The sequence below is a fragment of the Pseudomonas sp. ERMR1:02 genome (assembly GCF_002277815.1).
Lineage (GTDB): Bacteria > Pseudomonadota > Gammaproteobacteria > Pseudomonadales > Pseudomonadaceae > Aquipseudomonas.
This window is the reverse complement of record NZ_NKJI01000015.1, coordinates 43,559-63,273: the sequence shown is the minus strand read 5'-3', so window position 1 is coordinate 63,273 and position 19,715 is coordinate 43,559. Positions and strand designations below refer to the sequence as shown.

The 19,715-nt window shown below is 60.1% G+C and carries 12 protein-coding genes and 3 pseudogenes; 7 read left to right on the top strand and 8 right to left on the bottom strand.

Annotation, left to right across the window (positions count from 1 at the left end; translation table 11 throughout):
- The first annotated feature begins 113 nt into the window (after positions 1-113).
- The gene (locus tag CES87_RS23080; RefSeq protein ID WP_128607910.1) at positions 114-617 is read left to right on the top strand and encodes a peptidylprolyl isomerase; all 504 of its coding nucleotides are present in this window, start codon (positions 114-116) and stop codon (positions 615-617) included.
- Positions 614-1,366 carry a UDP-2,3-diacylglucosamine diphosphatase gene (gene lpxH, locus CES87_RS23075; RefSeq protein WP_128607909.1) on the top strand — a complete coding sequence of 251 codons (753 nt, stop codon included), beginning with the start codon at positions 614-616 and terminating at the stop codon, positions 1,364-1,366. The genes CES87_RS23080 and lpxH overlap by 4 nt, the downstream gene beginning before the upstream one ends.
- Before the next feature lie 135 nt (positions 1,367-1,501).
- Here the strand turns inward: lpxH and CES87_RS23070 are convergent.
- The 7 genes and pseudogenes from CES87_RS23070 to CES87_RS23040 form a co-directional block, all read right to left on the bottom strand.
- Positions 1,502-3,033: pseudogene (locus tag CES87_RS23070) on the bottom strand (DHA2 family efflux MFS transporter permease subunit).
- A gap of 135 nt (positions 3,034-3,168) precedes the next feature.
- Positions 3,169-4,371 carry an efflux RND transporter periplasmic adaptor subunit gene (locus CES87_RS23065; protein WP_128607908.1) on the bottom strand — a complete coding sequence of 401 codons (1,203 nt, stop codon included), beginning with the start codon at positions 4,369-4,371 and terminating at the stop codon, positions 3,169-3,171.
- A 15-nt stretch (positions 4,372-4,386) separates the two neighbouring features.
- Positions 4,387-5,856, bottom strand: coding sequence for an efflux transporter outer membrane subunit (locus CES87_RS23060; RefSeq protein ID WP_128607907.1), 1,470 nt, complete (start codon positions 5,854-5,856; stop codon positions 4,387-4,389).
- Positions 5,853-6,326 (bottom strand): MarR family winged helix-turn-helix transcriptional regulator, encoded by a 474-nt coding sequence (locus CES87_RS23055; protein ID WP_128607906.1) that lies wholly within the window; start codon positions 6,324-6,326, stop codon positions 5,853-5,855. Before CES87_RS23055 ends, CES87_RS23060 begins: the two co-directional genes overlap by 4 nt.
- Before the next feature lie 234 nt (positions 6,327-6,560).
- On the bottom strand, positions 6,561-10,187 hold the full coding sequence (locus CES87_RS23050) for a translocation/assembly module TamB domain-containing protein (RefSeq protein WP_128607965.1): 3,627 nt from the start codon (positions 10,185-10,187) through the stop codon (positions 6,561-6,563).
- Positions 10,188-10,246: 59 nt separating this feature from the next.
- Positions 10,247-11,973, bottom strand: a pseudogene (locus tag CES87_RS23045) (autotransporter assembly complex family protein).
- A gap of 78 nt (positions 11,974-12,051) precedes the next feature.
- A complete protein-coding gene (locus CES87_RS23040) occupies positions 12,052-12,702 on the bottom strand; it encodes a GNAT family N-acetyltransferase (RefSeq protein ID WP_128607905.1) in 651 nt (216 codons plus the stop codon).
- A gap of 348 nt (positions 12,703-13,050) precedes the next feature.
- On the opposite strand from CES87_RS23040, the gene xthA reads away from it, so the two are divergent.
- Both xthA and CES87_RS23030 read left to right on the top strand, forming a co-directional pair.
- Complete coding sequence (xthA, locus tag CES87_RS23035; RefSeq protein WP_128607904.1) at positions 13,051-13,863, top strand: exodeoxyribonuclease III; 813 nt, start codon at positions 13,051-13,053, stop codon at positions 13,861-13,863.
- A gap of 187 nt (positions 13,864-14,050) precedes the next feature.
- A complete protein-coding gene (locus CES87_RS23030; protein WP_128607903.1) occupies positions 14,051-15,391 on the top strand; it encodes a substrate-binding domain-containing protein in 1,341 nt (446 codons plus the stop codon).
- 129 nt (positions 15,392-15,520) lie between these two features.
- Here the strand turns inward: CES87_RS23030 and CES87_RS23025 are convergent, their stop codons facing one another.
- The gene (locus CES87_RS23025; RefSeq protein WP_128607902.1) at positions 15,521-16,750 is read right to left on the bottom strand and encodes an acyl-CoA dehydrogenase; all 1,230 of its coding nucleotides are present in this window, start codon (positions 16,748-16,750) and stop codon (positions 15,521-15,523) included.
- Positions 16,751-16,914: 164 nt separating this feature from the next.
- Between CES87_RS23025 and CES87_RS23020 the strand changes: the two genes are divergently transcribed.
- The 3 genes and pseudogenes from CES87_RS23020 (at position 16,915) to CES87_RS23005 (ending at position 19,462) form a co-directional block, all read left to right on the top strand.
- Positions 16,915-17,844: a LysR family transcriptional regulator gene (locus CES87_RS23020; protein ID WP_128607901.1), complete on the top strand. Its 930-nt coding sequence runs from the start codon at positions 16,915-16,917 to the stop codon at positions 17,842-17,844.
- Positions 17,845-18,022: 178 nt separating this feature from the next.
- A pseudogene (locus CES87_RS23015) lies at positions 18,023-18,423 on the top strand (MerR family DNA-binding transcriptional regulator).
- Between the two features lie 139 nt (positions 18,424-18,562).
- A complete protein-coding gene (locus CES87_RS23005; protein WP_128607900.1) occupies positions 18,563-19,462 on the top strand; it encodes a hydroxymethylglutaryl-CoA lyase in 900 nt (299 codons plus the stop codon).
- Positions 19,463-19,715: the final 253 nt, after the last annotated feature.

Here is a 19,715-nt window from a genome sequence, read left to right as displayed (position 1 = left end):
AGCCTCGAAATTCGCGCCTGTCGCGCTAAACTGCGCTCCTTGGTCAACGCTGACCAACACGGTTGAGGGCCTTGTTGCCCCGAAACCCACGAATTCATTAAAGAGTAGCCAACATGACCCAAGTCAAATTGACCACCAACCATGGCGACATCGTCCTGGAACTGAACGCTGAAAAGGCACCGTTGACCGTTGCCAACTTCATCGAATACGTCAAAGCCGGTCACTACGAAAACACCGTTTTCCACCGTGTAATCGGTAATTTCATGATCCAGGGCGGCGGTTTCGAGCCAGGCATGAAAGAAAAGAAAGACAAGCGTCCAAGCATCCAGAACGAAGCTGACAACGGTCTTTCCAACGACAAATACACCGTCGCCATGGCCCGCACCATGGAGCCGCATTCGGCTTCCGCCCAGTTCTTCATCAACGTGGCTGACAACAGCTTCCTGAACCACAGCGGCAAGAACGTTCAGGGCTGGGGCTACGCGGTATTCGCCAAAGTAGTTTCCGGCACCGACGTTGTCGACAAGATCAAAGGCGTGGCCACCACCTCCAAGTCCGGCCACCAGGACGTACCAGCAGACGACGTGATCATCGAGAAAGCCGAGATCATTGAGTGATATTGCTGATTTCAGACTTACATCTGGAAGAGGAGCGCCCGGACATAACCCGGGCGTTTCTGGATTTGCTCGCCGGACGCGCCCGCTCGGCGAGTGCGTTGTACATTCTGGGCGACTTTTTCGAGGCGTGGATTGGCGACGACGCCATGACCCCCTTCCAGCGCTCCATCTGCCAAGCCCTGCGCGAATTAAGCGACAGCGGCACGGCCATTTTTCTGATGCACGGCAATCGCGATTTCATGCTCGGCCAGGCCTTCTGCAAACAGGCCGGCTGCACCCTGTTGAAAGACCCGAGTGTCGTGCAGTTCAACGGCGAGCCGGTGCTGTTAATGCACGGCGACAGCCTCTGCACCCGCGATGTCGGCTACATGAAGCTGCGTCGCTACCTGCGCAACCCCATTACGCTGTTCATACTGCGGCATCTGCCTTTAAGCACGCGGCATAAACTGGCGCGCAAGCTGCGCAGTGAAAGCCGTGCGCAAACGCAGATGAAGGCCAATGACATTGTCGATGTCACGCCCGAAGAAATTCCGCGGATCATGCAGCAATACGGCGTGAATACCCTGATCCATGGTCACACCCACCGCCCGGCCGTACACAAGTTGCAGCTTGGCGATCAGGCGGCCCGGCGCATTGTGCTGGGGGATTGGGATCGTCAGGGCTGGGCGCTGCAGGTGGATGAACACGGGTTTGCGTTGGCGCCGTTTGATTTCGTCCCGCCGCCACAATTGGCTGCGCCGTCAGCCTAACCACCGAATACAAAACCCCCGTAGGAGCGAGCATGCTCGCGATAAACCTGAGAACGACGCGGGGTATCAGGCACCCAGCGTTATCGTTGACGTCCATCGCGAGTGAACTCGCTCCTACAGGGGGTTGTGTTTGGCTTAGTGGCCGGCAGAGGCCGCAGGTCCCGCCTTGGCGGTAAACGGCGGTTTGGCCAGCCACACGATCAATATCAAGCCCATGAACATCCACCCCAGCAGGGTGAAGTAGTCCACCGTGGACATGATGTACGCCTGGCTGATCACCATCTGATCCAGCTGCGTGTACGCCTTGGCCCCTGCCCCGCCCAAATGCGTCAACGCCTCACGGGTTGCCGGATCGAACCGGGTGATGCTTTCGGTCAGGTACGCGTGGTGCTGATCGGCACGGCGGATCCAGATCCAGGTGGTCAACGATGCCGCGAAGCTGCCGCCCAGGGTCCGCAGGAACGTGGCCAGCCCCGAACCGTCAGCAATCTGGTGCGGAGGCAAATCCGACAGCAGGATGGTCAGGGTCGGCATGAAGAACAGCGCCACGCCGATGCCCATGAACAACTGCACCATGGCGATGTGCTGGAAGTCCACTTCATTGGTGAATCCGGCGCGCATGAAGCAGCTCAGGCCGATGGCCAGGAAAGCCCCGCCCGCCAGCACCCGCATGTCGAAGCGCGGAGCGTATTTACCGACGAACGGTGACAGCAGCACCGGCAGGACGCCCAGCGGCGCCACAGCAAATCCGGCCCAGGTTGCGGTGTAGCCCAGACGCGTCTGCAACCATTGCGGCAGGATCAGGTTGATCCCGAAGAACCCGGCGTAGCCCAGAATCAACACGATGGTGCCGTAGCGAAAGTTGCGGTGGGCGAACAGCCGCAGGTTTACCACCGGGTGCTCATCGGTCATTTCCCAAATGATGAAGAACGCCAGGGCGACCACCGAGATCGCCGTGCCAATAATGATGAAGCTCGATTCGAACCAGTCGGCGTCGTTGCCTTTGTCGAGGACGATCTGCAGCGCACCGACGCCGATTATCAACGCGATCAGGCCGACGTAATCCATGGGCTGGCGACTGGTGACCACCGGCCGTTTCTTCATCTGTTGCGTGACCACCCACGCGGCAAACAGGCCAATGGGCACGTTGATGAAGAAGATCCACGGCCAGCTGTAACTGTCGGTGATCCAGCCACCGAGGATTGGCCCGGCAATCGGCGCCACCACCGTCACCATCGCTAATAGCGCCAGGGCCATCCCCCTTTTCGCCGGCGGGTAGACCGCAATCAGCAACGTCTGGGTCATCGGATACAACGGCCCCGCCACCACCCCTTGCAGGACCCGGAAGCCCACCAGCTCAGGCATGGAAGTGGAAATCCCGCACAGGAACGAGGCCAGTACAAACAGTATCGTCGCCCAGACAAACAACTTCACCTCGCCGAAACGCCGGCTGAGCCAACCGGTCAGCGGCAGCGCAATCGCGTTGCTCACCGCAAACGAAGTGATCACCCATGTGCCCTGCTCCGAACTCACGCCCAGGTTGCCGGAATCGTCGGCAACGCCACGTTGGCGATGGTGGTGTCGAGCACTTGCATGAAGGTCGCCAGCGACAGGCCGATGGTGCTGAGCACCAGGCTGGGCGGGCTGAAAGAGGCGTTATTGCTCATCGCGAATCCTATGAATCAGAAGATCACAACTGCCCCTGTGGGAGCGGGCTTGCTCGCGAATGCAGTGTGTCAGATACCACTATGGCGACTGACACACCGCATTCGCGAGCAAGCCCGCTCCCACAAGGTCCGGTATCAGCGGTTCGCGGTCTTGCTGACCGCGGCGCTGTTGTCGTGAATCAGTTGCGTGATCATGGCGTCGGCTTCGGCCAACTGACTGTCATAGATGTTGGTGCTGAACGAAGCCTTCTGCGGTGGCTGCTGCGCCAGTACCGGGCCGCTCTGGTCGCGCAGATTCACATCGACCACGGTCGACAGGCCGACCCGCAATGGGTTTTTGGCCAGCTCTTGGGCGTTCACATGAATCCGCACCGGCACCCGCTGCACGATCTTGATCCAGTTACCGGTGGCGTTCTGCGCTGGCAGCAAGGCAAACGCGCTACCGGTACCGGCGCCGAGGCTGTCGATGGTGCCGCTGTATTTCACGCTACTGCCGTAGAGGTCGGTTTCGATCTCCACCGGTTGGCCGATGCGCATGTCACGCAGTTGGGTTTCCTTGAAGTTGGCGTCGATCCACAGCTGATCCAGCGGGATCACCGCCATCAGCGCCGTGCCAGGCTGTACGCGCTGACCGAGTTGCACGGTACGTTTGGCCACGTAACCGGTGACCGGCGCGATCAAGGTACTGCGGGCGTTGTTCAGGTAGGCCTGACGCAATTGCGCGGCGGCAGCCATCACGTCCGGATGGGACGACACCACGGTGTCATCCACCAAAGCGCTGGTGGTCTTGAGTTGCTGTTTGGCGTTGGCCAGGGCGTTCTGCGCCGAGGTCAAATCGTCGCGGGCGTGGGACAGTTCTTCCTGGGAGATCGCCCCGCCGGCGGCGAGGTTTTTCCGGCGATTGAAGTTGTCCTGGGCTTTCTGCACTTCAGCTTGCTGGGCATTGACCTGGGCTTTCATGCCGTCGACGTTGCTGTACAAGCCGCGAACCTGACGCACGGTACGCGCCAGTTGCGCCTGGGCATTTTGCAGACCGATTTCGGCGTCGTTGGGGTCGAAGTTCACGAGCACCTGGCCTTCGTGGACCAGATCGCCATCGTCGGCGCCAATGCTCACCACGGTGCCGGTGACCAGTGGGGTGATTTCCACCACATTGCCGTTGACGTAGGCGTCGTCGGTGCTTTCGCTCCAGCGACCGTAGAAGTCATGATAAGCCCAGACGCCCGCGCCGCTCAGTGCGACCGCTACGGCGAGGATCAGCAACATAAACTTGCGCTTGCCCGAGTTGGGGTTGCCTGGAGCGTTTTCAGCGGATTGAGTTATATCGGCAGTGGCCATGACAAATACCTTGAATTAGTGGGTCAGCGTGGCTGGAGTAGCGTTAGCCGAGGCGATGGCCTCAGGCTGAAATCCGCCACCCAGCGCCTGCATCAGTTGGATCGACAGATCGATCTGTTCGGCATTCAGGTTGGCCAGCTGACGCTGGGCCTGGAGCAACTGTTGCTCGATGCTGAGCACGTCCAGGTAGTTACCGATGCCGGAACCGTACCGCTGGACCACGGTGTTGTAAGAGTCCTGGGCGATGTCGGTGGCGTGCTGCTGGGCAGCGATTTGCCGGCCGATGTCACGCAACTGGTTGATGCTGTCACTGACATCTCCCAGCGCTTTCACCAGACTTTTGTTGTACTGCGCCACCGCGAGGTCGTAATCGGCGTCGCGGGAATCGAGGTCGGCACGCAGGCGGCCACCGTCGAAAATCGGCAGGGAAATGGTCGGCGCGATATTGAAGAAGCGACTCGCCGAACCGAACATTGCATCGCCCAACAAAGATTCGGCACCGGCGGCAGCGCTGAGGTTCAAGTTGGGATAGAAGCGGGTTTTGCCGGCGTCGATATTTTTGCTCGCTGCCTCGACCCGCCAGCGCGCGGCCACCAGATCCGGACGACGACCGAGCAACTCGGCCGGCAGTACCGACGGCAACGCCACGGCGCTGGCCTTGAGAATTTGCGGACGGGTGATTTCATTGCCGCGATCCGGGCCTTTGCCAAGCAGCACGGCCAGGGCGATTTTCGCGCTTTGCAGGCGTTTCTCGGCGTCGATCAGATTGGCTTCGGAAGTGGCTTCCAGGCTTTCGGTCTGCTGGAACTGGTACTGGCTGTCGATCCCGGAGTTCAAGCGACGCTGGCTCAGGTCGAGCATTTGTTTGGTGCGCTTGAGGTCCTCGGCAGACAGGTCATAAACGATGTGCGCCTGCCCCAGATCGCTGTAGGCACGGGCGACATCGGCGGACAAGGTCAGCTGCGCGGCCTGTTGATCGACTTCGGCGGCGCGGGCCTGGCCGAGTGCGGCTTCCCAGGCGTCACGCTGACCGCCCCAGAGATCGAAGTTGTAGTTGAAGCTGGCGCCGAGGCTGCGCAAGGTCGCGTACCGGTCGCCCTGCCCACTCGGGTCTTGATCGCGGGCCAGGCGCGAACGGCTGACACCGGCACTGGCATCGAGGGTCGGCATCCGGTTGGCATCGGCGGCGTATGCGGCGGCGCTGGCCTGATGGGCGCGGGCGTCGGCGATCTGCATGTCCGGGCTGTCGTGCAGGGCTTCGCGGATCAGACCGTCGAGCTGCGGATCGCCGAGGCTTTTCCACCAGTCGCTTTTCGGCCAGGCGGCCTGCGACAGCGTCACACCGCCGAGGGATTGCCCGGCCTTGAGGTTTTTCGCATCGAGGCTGACGCCTTCGGTGCTCAGACCGCTGTAACTGGCGCAACCGGCCAGGCTCATGGCCAACAGCACCAGGCTCAGGCCGGTGCGCAAGGTTTTGCTGCTCATTTGTCACCTACCCGCAGCAAGGTGATCGCATCACCGGCTGCCACCAAGATTTTCTTCAGGATCTGTTCCAGTGTTTTCAGCTCATCGGGGGTGATGCCGCCGGCCAGTTCATTCATGGCTTCGGCACCGATGTGCGGCAGACGATCGGCCAGTTTCTGGCCCTCCTGCGTCAACACAAGCTGAACCTGCCGGCGATCCGCTTCGGAGCGTTGGCGGGCGAGAAAACCTTTCTGTTCCAGACGATCGAGCATGCGGGTCATCGAACCGCTGTCCAGGGACAGGTGACGGCACAGCTCGCCCGGTGAATCGACGCCGAACTGGGCCATGATGATCAGCACTTTGAACTGCGCGGCAGTGATGCCGTGGGGTTCCATGTGCGTATCGATGATCCGGTCCTTGAGCAGCGCGGCGCGTCCGAGCAACAGACCAAGATGGCAATTGTGGAAATCGTCTGGGGTGAAATGCTTCATCTGATCACCAGTTAGCTGCCTAGGCAGTGAATGTATGACGAGATGTTACTGCCTAGGCAGCGAATGTCAACGTAATAGTTAGCATGCTTGCTAAATAGTTGACCAATGGTGTCGGGATTTGTGGCGGCAACGCGGACGCCTTCGCTGGCAAGCCAGCTCCTACAGGGATCACACGGACCTGTAGGAGCTGGCTTGCCAGCGAAGGCCGCGACTCGGTTTTGGAAAGAGCGGGACTTAGAAATCCCGCTTGTAGAAGATGTCCAGCGAACTGGCCACGCCGCCAGCGGCTTCGAGGTAGACTTTTTTGCTCAGCTTGTAGCGCAAGGCAATGGTGTTCGCCGGTTCAAACACGCCGACGCCATAGCGCAGGCTGAGCTTCTCGGAGAGGTTGCCGCTGGCGACCACGCTGGTGGTGTTGCCGCTGCCCTGGGTATCGAGCTGGAAATCCTCGATGCCCAGGTTCTTCGCCAGGCCGCCGGTCACCCCGGAACTGCCCATCAGACCCAACCCGAGTGCCGCCTGGGCGAGCATGTTGTTGTCCTCGCCGTTGGTGCTCAGCGGACGTCCCAATACCAGGTAGGACAACGCCTGCTCCTGGCTCATGGCCGGTTCGGAGAAGATCTGTGTGGTCGGTTGCTCGGCGCTGCCGCTCAAGCGAATCCCGGCAATCACGTCGTCGGTCTGGCGGACGGCTTCGATATCCAGATACGGCTGGTCGATGGGACCTGCAAACAGCAGACGTGCACGACGCACCGTCAGGCGCTGGCCGTAGGCACGATAACGCCCATCGTTGAGCCAGAGTTCGCCGCGGGTATCCAGGTTGTCGCCGATGTGCACATGCCCCTTCAGGTTCGCCGTAAGACCAAACCCGGCAAAACTCAGTTTTTCATCACCCACCACCACATCAATGTCCATGACCGTGGCCATCGGCGGTTTGCCCTGCTCGGTCTGCTGGCCGACGATCACCGTGTCACCGGAAACCTTGACCGTCGACGGCGGCAACTCGCGAATAGTGATGTCACCCTTGGGCACCAGTACTTTGCCGGCGACCGCCAGCTTGTCGTCCTTGATCGAGATTTTCAGGTCAGGCGCCACTTCGAGCTTGGCGTAAGGCTCGACGGTGACCGGCAACTGCGAGCCCTTGAGCGCCAGGTCCACCACCAGTGCCTGGCCCCAGGCGATATTGCCGTTGAGGCTGCCCTGCCCGGTCTTGCCGCTTTTCCAATCGCCATTGAGCTGCACGGTTTCACCAGCGATCACCGCCCGCAGTTGCAAGGCTTGAATCTCCAGCGGCAACTCAGGCCCGGAAACCTCGCCGTCGCTGAGCAGCAGGTTGCCGTTGACCTGCGGTGCCAGCAGCGTACCTGCAATCGTGCCGCTGCCGTTCAAACGCCCGGTCAGTTTCTCGACCATGGGCACGAACGGACGTGCCACCGACAGGTCCAGGCCGCTCAAGCGGAATGAGCCAGTCAGGGGTTTGTTTTTTGGCAGCGGATTGATCTGGGTCTGCACCATCAATTCACCGAGTTTGCCGCCGACAAAGTTCAGGTCGGTGTCGATGCGCTTGGGCGTGAGTTTGCTGGTGAGTTTCAGCGTCTGGTAGGGAAACTCCAGCCACTGGTCCTTTTCCTTGACCCGCAACGTGCCGCCGCTGGCATCGATGCTGATCTGACCATTCGGGCCGCTGGCCGGTACGTCCAGTTGCACGTCAGCATTGAGTCGGCCCTGCCAGGCGAAATCCTTCGGCAGCCACTGGGCAAGGCTGTCGATCGGGAATTGCTTGAGGTGATAACGCAGCTTCGGTTCAGGCATCAGCCGCTGATCTTCACCGCACAAACTGGCCGGGCCGGACATCCAGCAATGGGCGCCGAAGTTGATTTTGCCGTCCGCCAGTCGCTCAAGTTTTGCCGGGCCTTGCAGCTTCCAATCCTGGCCACCGGCCTGGATATCGCCGCTGGCCAGACGTCCGCGCCAGCTGCCCTTGTCCAGCGCGCCCTCCAGCCCGAGGGCCAGTTTCAGCTTCGGCCCTTGCAAGTCGAGGCTCAGCTTCTGGTTCTTGATATCACCCTGGCCGCTGGCGGTCAGGGTGCCGAGCGACGTATCACCGGCCTGGATGCCGCTGCCCTTGAGATCAATTTTCGCCCGTTGCGCACTGTCGAGGGTGGCGTCCAGGTTCAGGCTTTGCAGGCGATTGTCGGCGAACGCCAGTTGTGTACCTTGCAGTCCGAGCTTGCCTTGGGGGGCCTTGAGCGTGCCAGCGACATCGACCCGACCATTGATCTGGCCGCGCAATTGCGGCCAGAGCTGGGCCAGACGCGGCAATTTGATGTCGATCTGCCCGGCGAGCTTCTGTTGCAGGCTGCCCTTGCCATTGATGCTGTTGTCACCGAGACGGATTTGCAGCGCATTCAGGTTCCATTGCTCGCCGGCGCCATCGGCCTTGGCTTGCAGGACGGCCGGTTGGCCACGCAGTTTGCCCTTCAGATCGAGGTCGGCCGTCAGACTGAACTTCTCATTCTTCAACTCGCCTTTACTGCGCAACGGTCCGGCAAGAATGCCCGGTAGCTCGGCAACCCAGTACGCCGGGTTGATCGCAGAAAGATCCAGCGCGGTGTCCCAGGCAACGCCATCGGCGAATTGCAGGTTCAGGTGCCCTTCCGCCTTGCCCTGCCCGGCGGTGAGTTGAATCTGTTGCAGGTAGATTTTCGTCAGGTCGCCGGCGAACGGGCTGGTCAGGCTGAATGCGCCCGCCGGGCCATCCAGCGCAGCATCGAAGTGGCCGAGGTATTTGCCGTCGGTGTAGGAGACTTCGCCTTTGAAGTTACGCAAGGCCACTTCCGGTTCGTCGATCAACGGATAGAGACGGTGCCAGGGGAAGTCCAGCCAATCGACTTTCGCCTCAGCACTCAAGCCTTTGCTCCAGTCCAGAAGCCCTGTGAGTTTGAGGCTTTGCTTGTCGTTGGCCGTCAGGTCCAGCGCGGCGATCTGCGCGCCGTTGGCGTCGACCTTGCCCTGCAGCAGCAGCGCGACCGGGCCTTGTTCGGCAGGCAATGTGGCTTTTCCGAGCAACTGATAACCGTTTTTCAGATCGCCATCGCCGGTGAGCTCCAGTTGATTGAGTTGCAAAGTGTCCGGCAGATCGGCGCTAGGCTTGAAGCCATCAGCGGTGATGCGCACCTTGGCCGGCAGGTGTTCCACCAACGGTTGCAGTTCGCCGGTCAGTTGCCCGTTCAGGTAACCGCTGCTGTCGGCTTTCAGATTCAGGGTTTTCAGCAGGTCGCCATCAACTGTCAGGGCCAGCGCCCATGGCTCGGTGCCCGGCGCAGGCAAGGTCAGTTTGCCTTCAGCCTTGAGCGGCCAGTTACCGGTCGGCTGCAGCAGGCCGGACAGATTCAGGCTCAACTCATCGCGCTGCAATTTCAGCGAGTCGATCTGCAAGCCGTTGACCGTCCAGTGCGCCGCCAGTTGTAGGCCCTTGAACTGCTCACTGCCGTTGAACAGCAGGCTGCCGACCTGAACGTCGCCCAGTTCCAGAGCCACAGGCAGCTGCAAATCCGGCAGGCTGATCGGCCCGCTGCTTGCTTCTTCAGCACTCGGCGGGAATTGCAGGCTGACTTGATCGGCCTTCAATTGCTCGATGCACAAGGTCATGCGCGTCAGGCACAACGGCGACCAGGCGAATATCACCTTGTTCAGCTCGACCCGGCTGCTGTCCTGCTGCCAGAGCACATGGTCAGCGCTCCACTGTCCACCTAAATGCCCCTGGAAATTCTCCAGGCTCAAACCCGGCACAAACCCGAGCGCCCAGCGACTGCCATTCGTCGTACCCAGCACCGTGGCCAGCGTCAGGAGCACCAGCATCAGCAGCGCCAGAATCGCCAGCAGCGTTATTGTCAAGCCACGCTTTACAAAACCAGGCTTCACAGTTCAGGCCCCATGGAAAAGTGCAATCGAATGCCGCCATCGTCGTCCAGCGCATGGGCCAGGTCGAGGCGGATCGGCCCTACTGGCGAGACCCAGCGCACGCCGATACCGACCCCGGTCTTGAGGTTCGGCAATTCAAGGGTATTGAAGGAGTTGCCCTGGTCGACGAAGGTCGCGACCCGCCATTTTTCGGCAATGGAGTACTGATACTCGACGCTGCCGGCAACCATGTAGCGGCCGCCGATGCGGTCACCTTCGTTGTTTTCCGGGGACAGGCTTTGATAATCGTAACCGCGCACGCTCTGGTCGCCACCGGCGAAGAAGCGCAGCGACGGCGGGATCGAGTTGAAGCCGTTGGTGGCACTGCCGCCGACCTGCACGCGACCGAGGAAACGGTGTTTATCGAAGACCGTCGTCAGGCCTTTGACCAGCGCCGTGCCGTACACCAGGTTGTTGTCCGAACCCAAACCCTCCTTGGCCACTTTGGTTTCGAATGCCAGGCGATAACCGTTGTGCGGATCGATGCGGTTGTCGCTCTTGAGGTACGAATAACTCACGCCCGGCATCAACAACGTACTGAGTCCGGAGTCATCGCCAAGCCGATATTCCTCGCGCTGCCACTTGAGCGAGACCACTCGCTGCCAGCCGCTGGGCAACTTGCTGTGCCACTCGGGGCCCAGGGTCAGCATCTTGCTGAGGCTGTCCTTGTCGGCGATTTCTTCGTTCTGATAGCCGCCGGCAAAGCGCAGTTTGTCGGTCAGCGGCGGGTCCAGGGGAATGTCGTAGAACACTCCGACGTTTTGCCGTGGCGCCGAGACTTCGGTCTCCCAGCCATAGCTGTGACCCTGCGGGTTGACCCAGTGCCGGGTCCAGTTGGCCTTGACCCGTGGGCCGACGTCGGTGGAATAGCCAAGACCCAGGCCCATGGTGCGCGGCTTGCGGGTTTCCAGTTTGACATCCACCGGGATCACGTCATTTTTCGATGCCGTGGGCGCAGCATCGACCCGCACGCCCTCGAAATAACCGCTCGATTGCAGCGCCTGGTTAAGTTCGGCGATCAGTTCCGAGTCATACGGCGTGCCGGCCTTGAACGGCACCATGCGTTGCAGCAGGTCTTCGTCGAACGGCGTGTCGCCTTCGAAACTGACCTTGCCCAACGAGTAACGCGGGCCGCTGTCGTAGATCAGTTCGATATCGGCCACGCCGGCTCGCGGGTCGACCGACAGTTTCGAACGGGTGAAACGGCCGCTAAAAAGCCGTAGCGCGAGGCCTGATTCTGGATCAGCCGCTTGGCATCTTCGTATTGACCATGGTTAAGCACGGCACCGGTTTGCAGTGCATGGCTCTTGGGTACATGAAAGGATTTGAGAGTGGCCGCCGGGCCGTCGACGCGGATGGTGACGTTGCGCAAATGCACCGGCTCGCCGGGGTCGATGGTGAGTATCAGGCGCGGCGACTTGCCGCCCTTCACGTCGCTGTCGATCTGCGGCTGGTAATAACCCAAGGCCTGGGCGGCTTTGCGCGCCTGTTCCTCGGCGCCACGACTGAAGCGCAACAAGGCTGCTTCGTCACGATCGCCGAGGCTGCCAATATAGCCCTCTATATTGGCCTTGAGTTCATCGTTGGACGGTTTGATCCGCACATCCAATTCACTTTGGGCCAGTGCCGCACAGCTGGTAATCAGCATGAGCACGCCACTGGTAATTCTTCCTGGAAACTTCATAGGCGCGGATGCTATCACGAGCTGGTTCGTAAACATTGGGAGCGTGATAGAGCGTGGCGCGCCCCGAAAGTTCGTCGCTCAGGCCGTGGCGGTTTGTACCACCTGGGGGTTGGCGTGGAAAAACACGTGTTCACGTATCGGTCCTACAGCCACCTCGCCGATTTCCTCATAGCCCTGACGCTTGTAGAACTCCAGGTAACGCGGATCCCCGGTATCAAGAATTACGCCCTGAGAGCTCTCATCCACCGCGCACCAGTTATGCACCGCTTGCAGCAACTGCTCGCCGAAATGCTTGCCTTGAAATTGCGGATGAATCCCCAGTAACGGCAGGACATGCACCGCATCGGACGGCGCACATGCCGCGACCGCATCGTGATACTCAAGGTAGCGGCGCGTGCAGCGAAAACCGGTGCTTAACACCATCCGCAAACGCCAGGCCCAACTTTCGGTGATACCCAGCCGACGTTGCGGCGGTGCGATCAGGGCGATGCCGATCAAACGGTCGTTGACCAGCAGGCCGATGGCCGGCAAGTCCTGCAAAAAGTGTTGCTTGACCAGCTCCCGCACAGTCGCGCGCACCCGCTGTTCATAGCCGGGACGTTCTGCTTCGAACAGGTAACCGAACGTCGGCTCGTGCCGGTAAGCCTGGTACAACAAGGAACGCGCTTCGCGGGAATAGCCGCTGTCGAGCATGTGGATATCGGCGATGGCGGTGGAGTTTTCGGGCATGACGGTTGATCTCCCCGGCACAGCTCGGGTGGCTGCGCTCTTGTTGGTACGAGCCTCTGGGTGGCAACACAGTTCCCCCACAGGTATAGACCAGACTCATTCATTGTGGGAGCAAGTTGGCTCCGGGAATACATCAGTCAGTCAATTATGAGGCCGGCTGCACTGGCCTCTTCGCGGGCAAGCCTCGCTCCTACGGGGATCGTAATTTCTTGTAGGAGCGAGGCTTGCCCGCGAAGAGGCCCGAAATGCCAATAAAGATCTGACAGCACACAATGAATCCCCTCACCCCAACACTGGCCCCATTCCGACATGTCAGCTAGCATCGCCCTTTTGCCAGGACTGCCGACCATGAAGATTGTCTCCTTCAACATCAATGGGCTGCGCGCGCGTCCTCATCAGCTGGCGGCGCTGATCGAAAAGCACCAGCCCGATGTGATCGGCTTGCAGGAAACCAAGGTCCACGACGACCAGTTCCCCCTCGAAGAAGTCAGAGCCCTGGGCTACCACGTGTATTTCCACGGGCAAAAAGGTCATTACGGCGTCGCCCTGCTCTCGCGCCAGGAACCGATTGCTTTGCACAAAGGTTTCGCTACCGATGAAGAAGACGCGCAACGTCGCTTTATCTGGGGCACATTCGCCGATGCCAATGGCGTGCCGGTGACCATCATGAACGGCTATTTCCCACAAGGTGAAAGCCGCGACCACCCAACCAAATTCCCGGCCAAGCAACGCTTTTACAGCGACTTGCAGCAACTGCTGGAAAGCCAGTTCAAGAACGACCACTCCCTTGTCGTCATGGGCGACGTGAACATTTCGCCGGAAGACTGCGACATCGGTATCGGCCCGGACAACATGAAGCGCTGGTTGAAAACCGGCAAATGCAGCTTCCTGCCGGAAGAACGCGAGTGGATGGCCCGTTTGAAAAACTGGGGCCTGGTGGACAGCTTCCGCCACCTCAACCCGGATGTGGCCGATCGCTTCAGCTGGTTCGACTACCGCAGCCGCGGATTCGAAGACGAGCCCAAGCGTGGATTGCGCATTGACTTGATCATGGCGTCCCATGGGCTGTTGCCACGGGTCAAGGATGCGGGTGTGGACTACGAACTGCGTGGCATGGAAAAACCATCGGATCATGCGCCGATCTGGCTTGAATTGAGCTGATCAAACTCTACACAAATCCAATGTGGGAGCGGGCTTGCTCGCGAAGGCGGAGTGTCAGGCGACATTCATTTATCTGACACACCGCTTTCGCGAGCAAGCCCGCTCCCACATTGGAAAACTGTCATCTTTTAGAAACCTTACTGACTTAATCTCCCGGCACCTCCTTTTGGCTATATAAGGTGCTGGCATGACGCTGCGCGGTCTGTTCCTGTTGATGCTCTGCGCGTGGCTGCCGCTTACGGCTTCGGCTGGCGACTTACCTGCGCCCGAACAAGGCCCGGTGCTGCGCATCCAGGGTTCCAACACCATCGGCGCGGCATTGGGCCCGGCGCTGGTCGAAGGCTTGTTGCGCCAACAAGGCCTTATCAAAGTACACAGCGAAACCCCGGACAAGGCCAATGAACTGCGCATCGTTGGTGAAACCGGCCAGGGACGCCGGGTCGAGGTGGAGCTGGCGGCCCATGGTTCCAGCACCGGCTTCAGCGCGCTGAAAACCGGTAGCGCCGATCTCGCTGCTTCATCACGCCCGATCAAGGACCGCGAGTTGGCTGACCTCCAGGCGCTGGGTGATCTGAAAAGCCCCGGTGCCGAACAGGTCATCGCGATCGACGGACTGGCAATCATCCTTCACCCACAAAATCCGCTGAACCAACTCGACACCGTGCAATTGGCGCGCATTTTCAGTGGCGAAGTCAAAACCTGGGAAGAAGTCGGCGGCAGCGGTGGGACGATTCATCTGTATGCGCGGGATGATCAGTCCGGCACCTACGACACCTTCAAGGAATTGGTCCTCAGCGGTCGTGGGAAAAACCTGAGCGGCGCTGCGAAACGGTTCGAATCCAGCGAGCAGTTGTCCGACGCGGTCAGCCTCGACCCGCAAGGCATCGGTTTCATTGGCCTGCCCTATGTGCGCCAGGCCAAAGCCGTGGCGATTGTTGATGGCCAATCCCAAGCGATGCTGCCGCTCAGCAGCCTGATTGCCACCGAAGACTATCCGTTGTCCCGCCGGCTGTTCTTTTACCTGCCGCCTGAGGGGAAAAACCCCTGGGCCGAGGCGCTGGTCGCGTTCGCCCAAAGCAGCGAGGGCCAGGCGATTGTTGCCGCCAACGGCTTTATCGCCCAAACCGTGCAGGCCATGGCCGTCACACCGAACGCGCTGATGCCCGAGGGCTACCAGGGACTCAGTCGTCACGCCCAGCGCCTGACGGTGAACTTCCGTTTCGAAGAAGGCAGCGCCAGCCTCGACAACAAGGCCCGACAAGACCTGTCGCGGGTACTCGACTATATAAAGCTGCATGACAAAACCGATCGGCAGGTGACGCTGGTGGGATTTGGTGATGCCAAGAGCGACCCGGCGCGCGCCGACCTGTTGTCGAAACTGCGGGCCATGGCGGTACGGCGGGAGCTGGTGAAAAGCGGCGTGGTGATGCGCGAGGTACGCGGCTTCGGCGCCGTAATGCCGGTGGCGGCCAATAGCGCGGATGAGGGGCGGATCAAGAATCGGCGGGTTGAGGTTTGGGTGTATTGAATCTGATGTTGCTGTGGTGAATGTGATGACGCCTTCGCGAGCAAGCCCGCTCCCACAGGGGAATGCATTCCAAATGTGGGAGCGGCGGTGCGGCGATCCGACTTGCTCGCGAAGAACGATAACGCGGACTTATTGGCTGCTACGCAGCATCTCTTTCGGCACGTACTTGCCGATCTCGAACTTGCCGATCGCCGCGCGGTGCACTTCATCCGGGCCGTCGGCCAGGCGAAGGGTGCGCTGCATGGCATACATGTAGGCCAGCGGGAAATCATTGGAAACCCCGGCCCCGCCATGAATCTGGATCGCCCGGTCGATCACCCGCAAGGCCACGTTCGGCGCTACCACCTTGATCTGCGCGATTTCGCTCTTCGCCACTTTATTGCCGACGGTGTCCATCATGTACGCCGCCTTCAACGTCAGCAGGCGTGCCATGTCGATTTCCATCCGCGAGTCGGCAATTTTGTCGATGTTGCCGCCCAGTCGTGCCAGGGGTTTACCGAACGCCGTGCGGTTTACCGAGCGTTTGCACATCAGTTCCAGTGCGCGTTCAGCCATGCCGATCGAGCGCATGCAGTGGTGAATCCGGCCAGGGCCAAGCCGACCTTGCGCAATCTCGAAGCCGCGCCCTTCGCCCAACAGGACGTTTTCGTACGGCACACGCACGTTGTCGAACAGCACTTCGGCGTGGCCGTGTGGTGCATCGTCATAACCGAACACCGGCAGCGGACGCACAATCTTCACGCCGGGGGTATCGATCGGTACCAGAATCATCGAGTGCTGGGCATGGCGTGGCGCGTCGGGGTTGCTCAGGCCCATGAAGATCAGGATCTTGCAGCGCGGATCACACGCGCCGGAGGTCCACCATTTCTTGCCGTTGATCACCCACTCGTCGCCATCACGCACCGCACGGGCGGCCATGTTGGTGGCGTCGGAGGACGCTACGTCCGGTTCGGTCATGGCGAACGCCGAGCGGATCTCGCCGCGCAGCAGCGGTTCCAGCCAGCGTTGTTTCTGCTCTTCATTGGCGTAGCGCACCAGCACTTCCATGTTGCCGGTGTCCGGCGCCGAGCAGTTGAACGGCTCCGGGCCCAGCAGCGAGCGGCCCATGATTTCAGCCAGAGGCGCGTATTCGAGGTTGGTCAGGCCGGCGCCGAGTTCCGACTCAGGCAGAAACAAATTCCACAGGCCTTCGGCCTTGGCCTTGAGTTTGAGTTCTTCCATGATCGCCGTCGGCTGCCAACGGTCACCTTCTGCGACCTGGCGCTCGAACACGGCTTCGGCGGGATAAACGTAGGTGTCCATGAACGCGGTCACGCGCTCACGCAGTTCCTGAACCTTGGGCGAATAAGCGAAATCCATGGGCAGCTACCTTCTTGCGGGAGGTTGTTTAGGTCATGCAATCGATGCTAGAACAGCGTTGATAATTTACCTAGCCTATTCTCGGCGTGTATTAACATTCATCACCGATATATGATCGACTGATAGCCAAGGCTACCCGTCCACACAATAAGAGAGCCGCGTAAATGAATCTGAGCAAGGTCGACCTCAACCTTTTCATCGTCTTCGACGCGATCTACACCGAAGCCAATCTGACCCGCGCCGGGCAGATTGTCGGCATTACCCAACCGGCGGTGTCGAACGCCCTGGCCCGTCTGCGCGAGACCTTCAACGATCCGTTGTTCGTACGCACCGCCCAAGGCATGGTGCCCACGCCGATGGCACAGAACATCATCGGCCCGGTGCGCAACGCCCTCTCGCTGCTGCGGGTATCGGTGCAGGAAAGCCGCATTTTCAACCCGCTGCAGGCGGTCAAGACCTATCGCATCAGCATGACCGACCTTACCGAAGCGGTGATTCTGCCGCCGCTGTTCCAGCGCCTGCGCCGCCTCGCGCCGACGGTGATCATTGAGAGTTTCCTGTCCAAGCGTCGCGAAACCACCAAGGAACTGGCGGCCGGTCGCCTCGATTTCGCCGTGGATGCGCCACTCAACACCGACCCGCAGGTGCGCCACGTCAAGCTGATGGAAGACCGCTACGTCTGTGCGATGCGCAAGGGGCATCCGCTGGCGACCAAGGATAAATTCACCCTGGATGATTACCTGGGCCTGACCCACATCCATATTTCCAGCCGTCGCAGCGGTCTCGGCCATGTCGATCTGGCTTTGGGCAAGATGGGTATCCAGCGCAAGATCGCATTGCGCTCCCAGCATTACCTGATGGCCTCACAAGTGTTGCAGCAGACCGACATGGTGATGACCGTGCCGGAGCGCTTCGCCCGCCGTAACGATCTGCATGCCTTCAGTTTGCCGGTCAACGATGTGCCGCCGGTGGAAACCCACCTCTATTGGCACGAAAGCACCGACCAGGACCCGGCCAACCGCTGGATGCGCGAGCAGATGATCGAGTTGTGCCAGCAGGTTACGGCGCATGAGAAGAAGCTCGAGAAGGTGTAGGGCTCTACACCGCATTATCGTTCTTCGCGGGCAAGCCTCGCTCCTACAGACGGTGGGGATCTTGTAGGAGCGAGGCTTGCCCGCGAAGAGGCGCGCAATGACGATGAAAACCCCCGCCCCTTGACGTAAACGTCAACCTGCCATTAGCTTAGCGCCATGACCTTTTGCGAGCGCTTCCATGAGCAGCCAGACCTACAGCATTTCCGACCTCGCCCGCGAGCTCGACATCACCACCCGGGCCATCCGCTTTTATGAAGAGCAAGGCCTGCTCAGCCCCGAACGCCGTGGTCAGGAACGCATCTATTCACCCCGTGACAAGGTCAGCCTGAAGCTGATCCTGCGGGCAAGCGCATCGGCTTTTCGCTGGCCGAATGCCGTGAGCTGATCGAGCTCTACGACCCATCCAGCGGTAACACCAAGCAACTACACAGCATGCTGGCAAAAATCAGCGAACGCCGGGAACAGCTGGAACAGCAGCTGCTGGACATTGAACAGATGAAACTGGAACTTGATACCGCCGAAGAGCGCTGTGTGCAAGCGCTGGAACAGACCATCAAGAGCCAGCAGGCCATTCAATAATCAACGCCCCCTGTAGGAGCGAGCATGCTCGCGATGGTCGTGAACGATGACGCGGGCCGTCTGAATGCCCGCGTTGTCCGGACGTTTTTCGCGAGCTTGCTCGCTCCTACAGGGGTCTTAACTACACAGGTCGAATCCCATGTCCCTCCCCACCCAAGTACGCATTGTCGAAGTCGGCCCCCGCGATGGTCTGCAAAATGAAGCACAACCCATCAGCGTCGCCGACAAGGTGCAACTGGTCGACGCACTCACGGCCGCTGGCCTGGGATATATAGAAGTCGGCAGTTTCGTTTCGCCCAAGTGGGTGCCGCAGATGGCGGGTTCCGCCGAGGTCTTCGCGCAGATCCAGCGCAAACCGGGCGTCACCTACGGCGCACTCGCGCCCAACCTGCGCGGCTTTGAAGACGCCCTCGCCTCTGGGGTCAAGGAAGTCGCGGTGTTCGCCGCAGCGTCCGAAGCGTTTTCCCAGCGCAATATCAATTGCTCGATCAGCGAAAGCCTGGAGCGTTTCGTACCCATCATGGACGCCGCCAGACAACACGGCGTGAGTGTGCGCGGTTACGTGTCCTGTGTGCTGGGCTGCCCTTATGAAGGTCACGTCGCACCCGAGCAAGTCGCCCGGGTCGCCCGTGAGCTCTACGCCATGGGCTGCTATGAAGTCTCGCTGGGCGACACCATCGGCACCGGCACCGCTGGCGCGACCCGCAGAATGTTCGAGGTGGTATCGGCCGATGTGCCGCGAGCAAAACTGGCCGGGCATTTCCACGACACTTACGGCCAGGCCATGGCCAACATCTACGCCAGCCTGCTGGAAGGGATCTCGGTGTTCGACAGTTCCATCGCCGGCCTCGGTGGCTGCCCTTACGCCAAGGGCGCCAGCGGTAACGTCGCCACCGAAGACGTGGTTTACCTGCTCAACGGCCTCGGCATCGAAACTGGAATCGACCTGGACGCCCTGATCCTGGCCGGCCAGCAAATTTGCAATGTGCTGGGGCGCCCGACGGGTTCGCGCGTGGCGAAGGCTCGTAGCGCACAGTGAGTGTGCGGGTGTGTCCGGGTGTTACCGCAAAAGCCGGATCGTGGGGCGAAAGCGAGTAACACGGAAACAAATTGTCAGGGATTCCCTGAGAGAGAAATCCTAAAAAATATTAAGCCATTGAATTTTAAGGGTTTTTAAAAGTTGGCACAGCTCCTGCTATCTCTATGGCATAACAAGAATAAAAAAACGCGACACACCCAATAAAAACAAGACGTAACGACTCTGACATAACAAAAACAACACGGCAGAGACG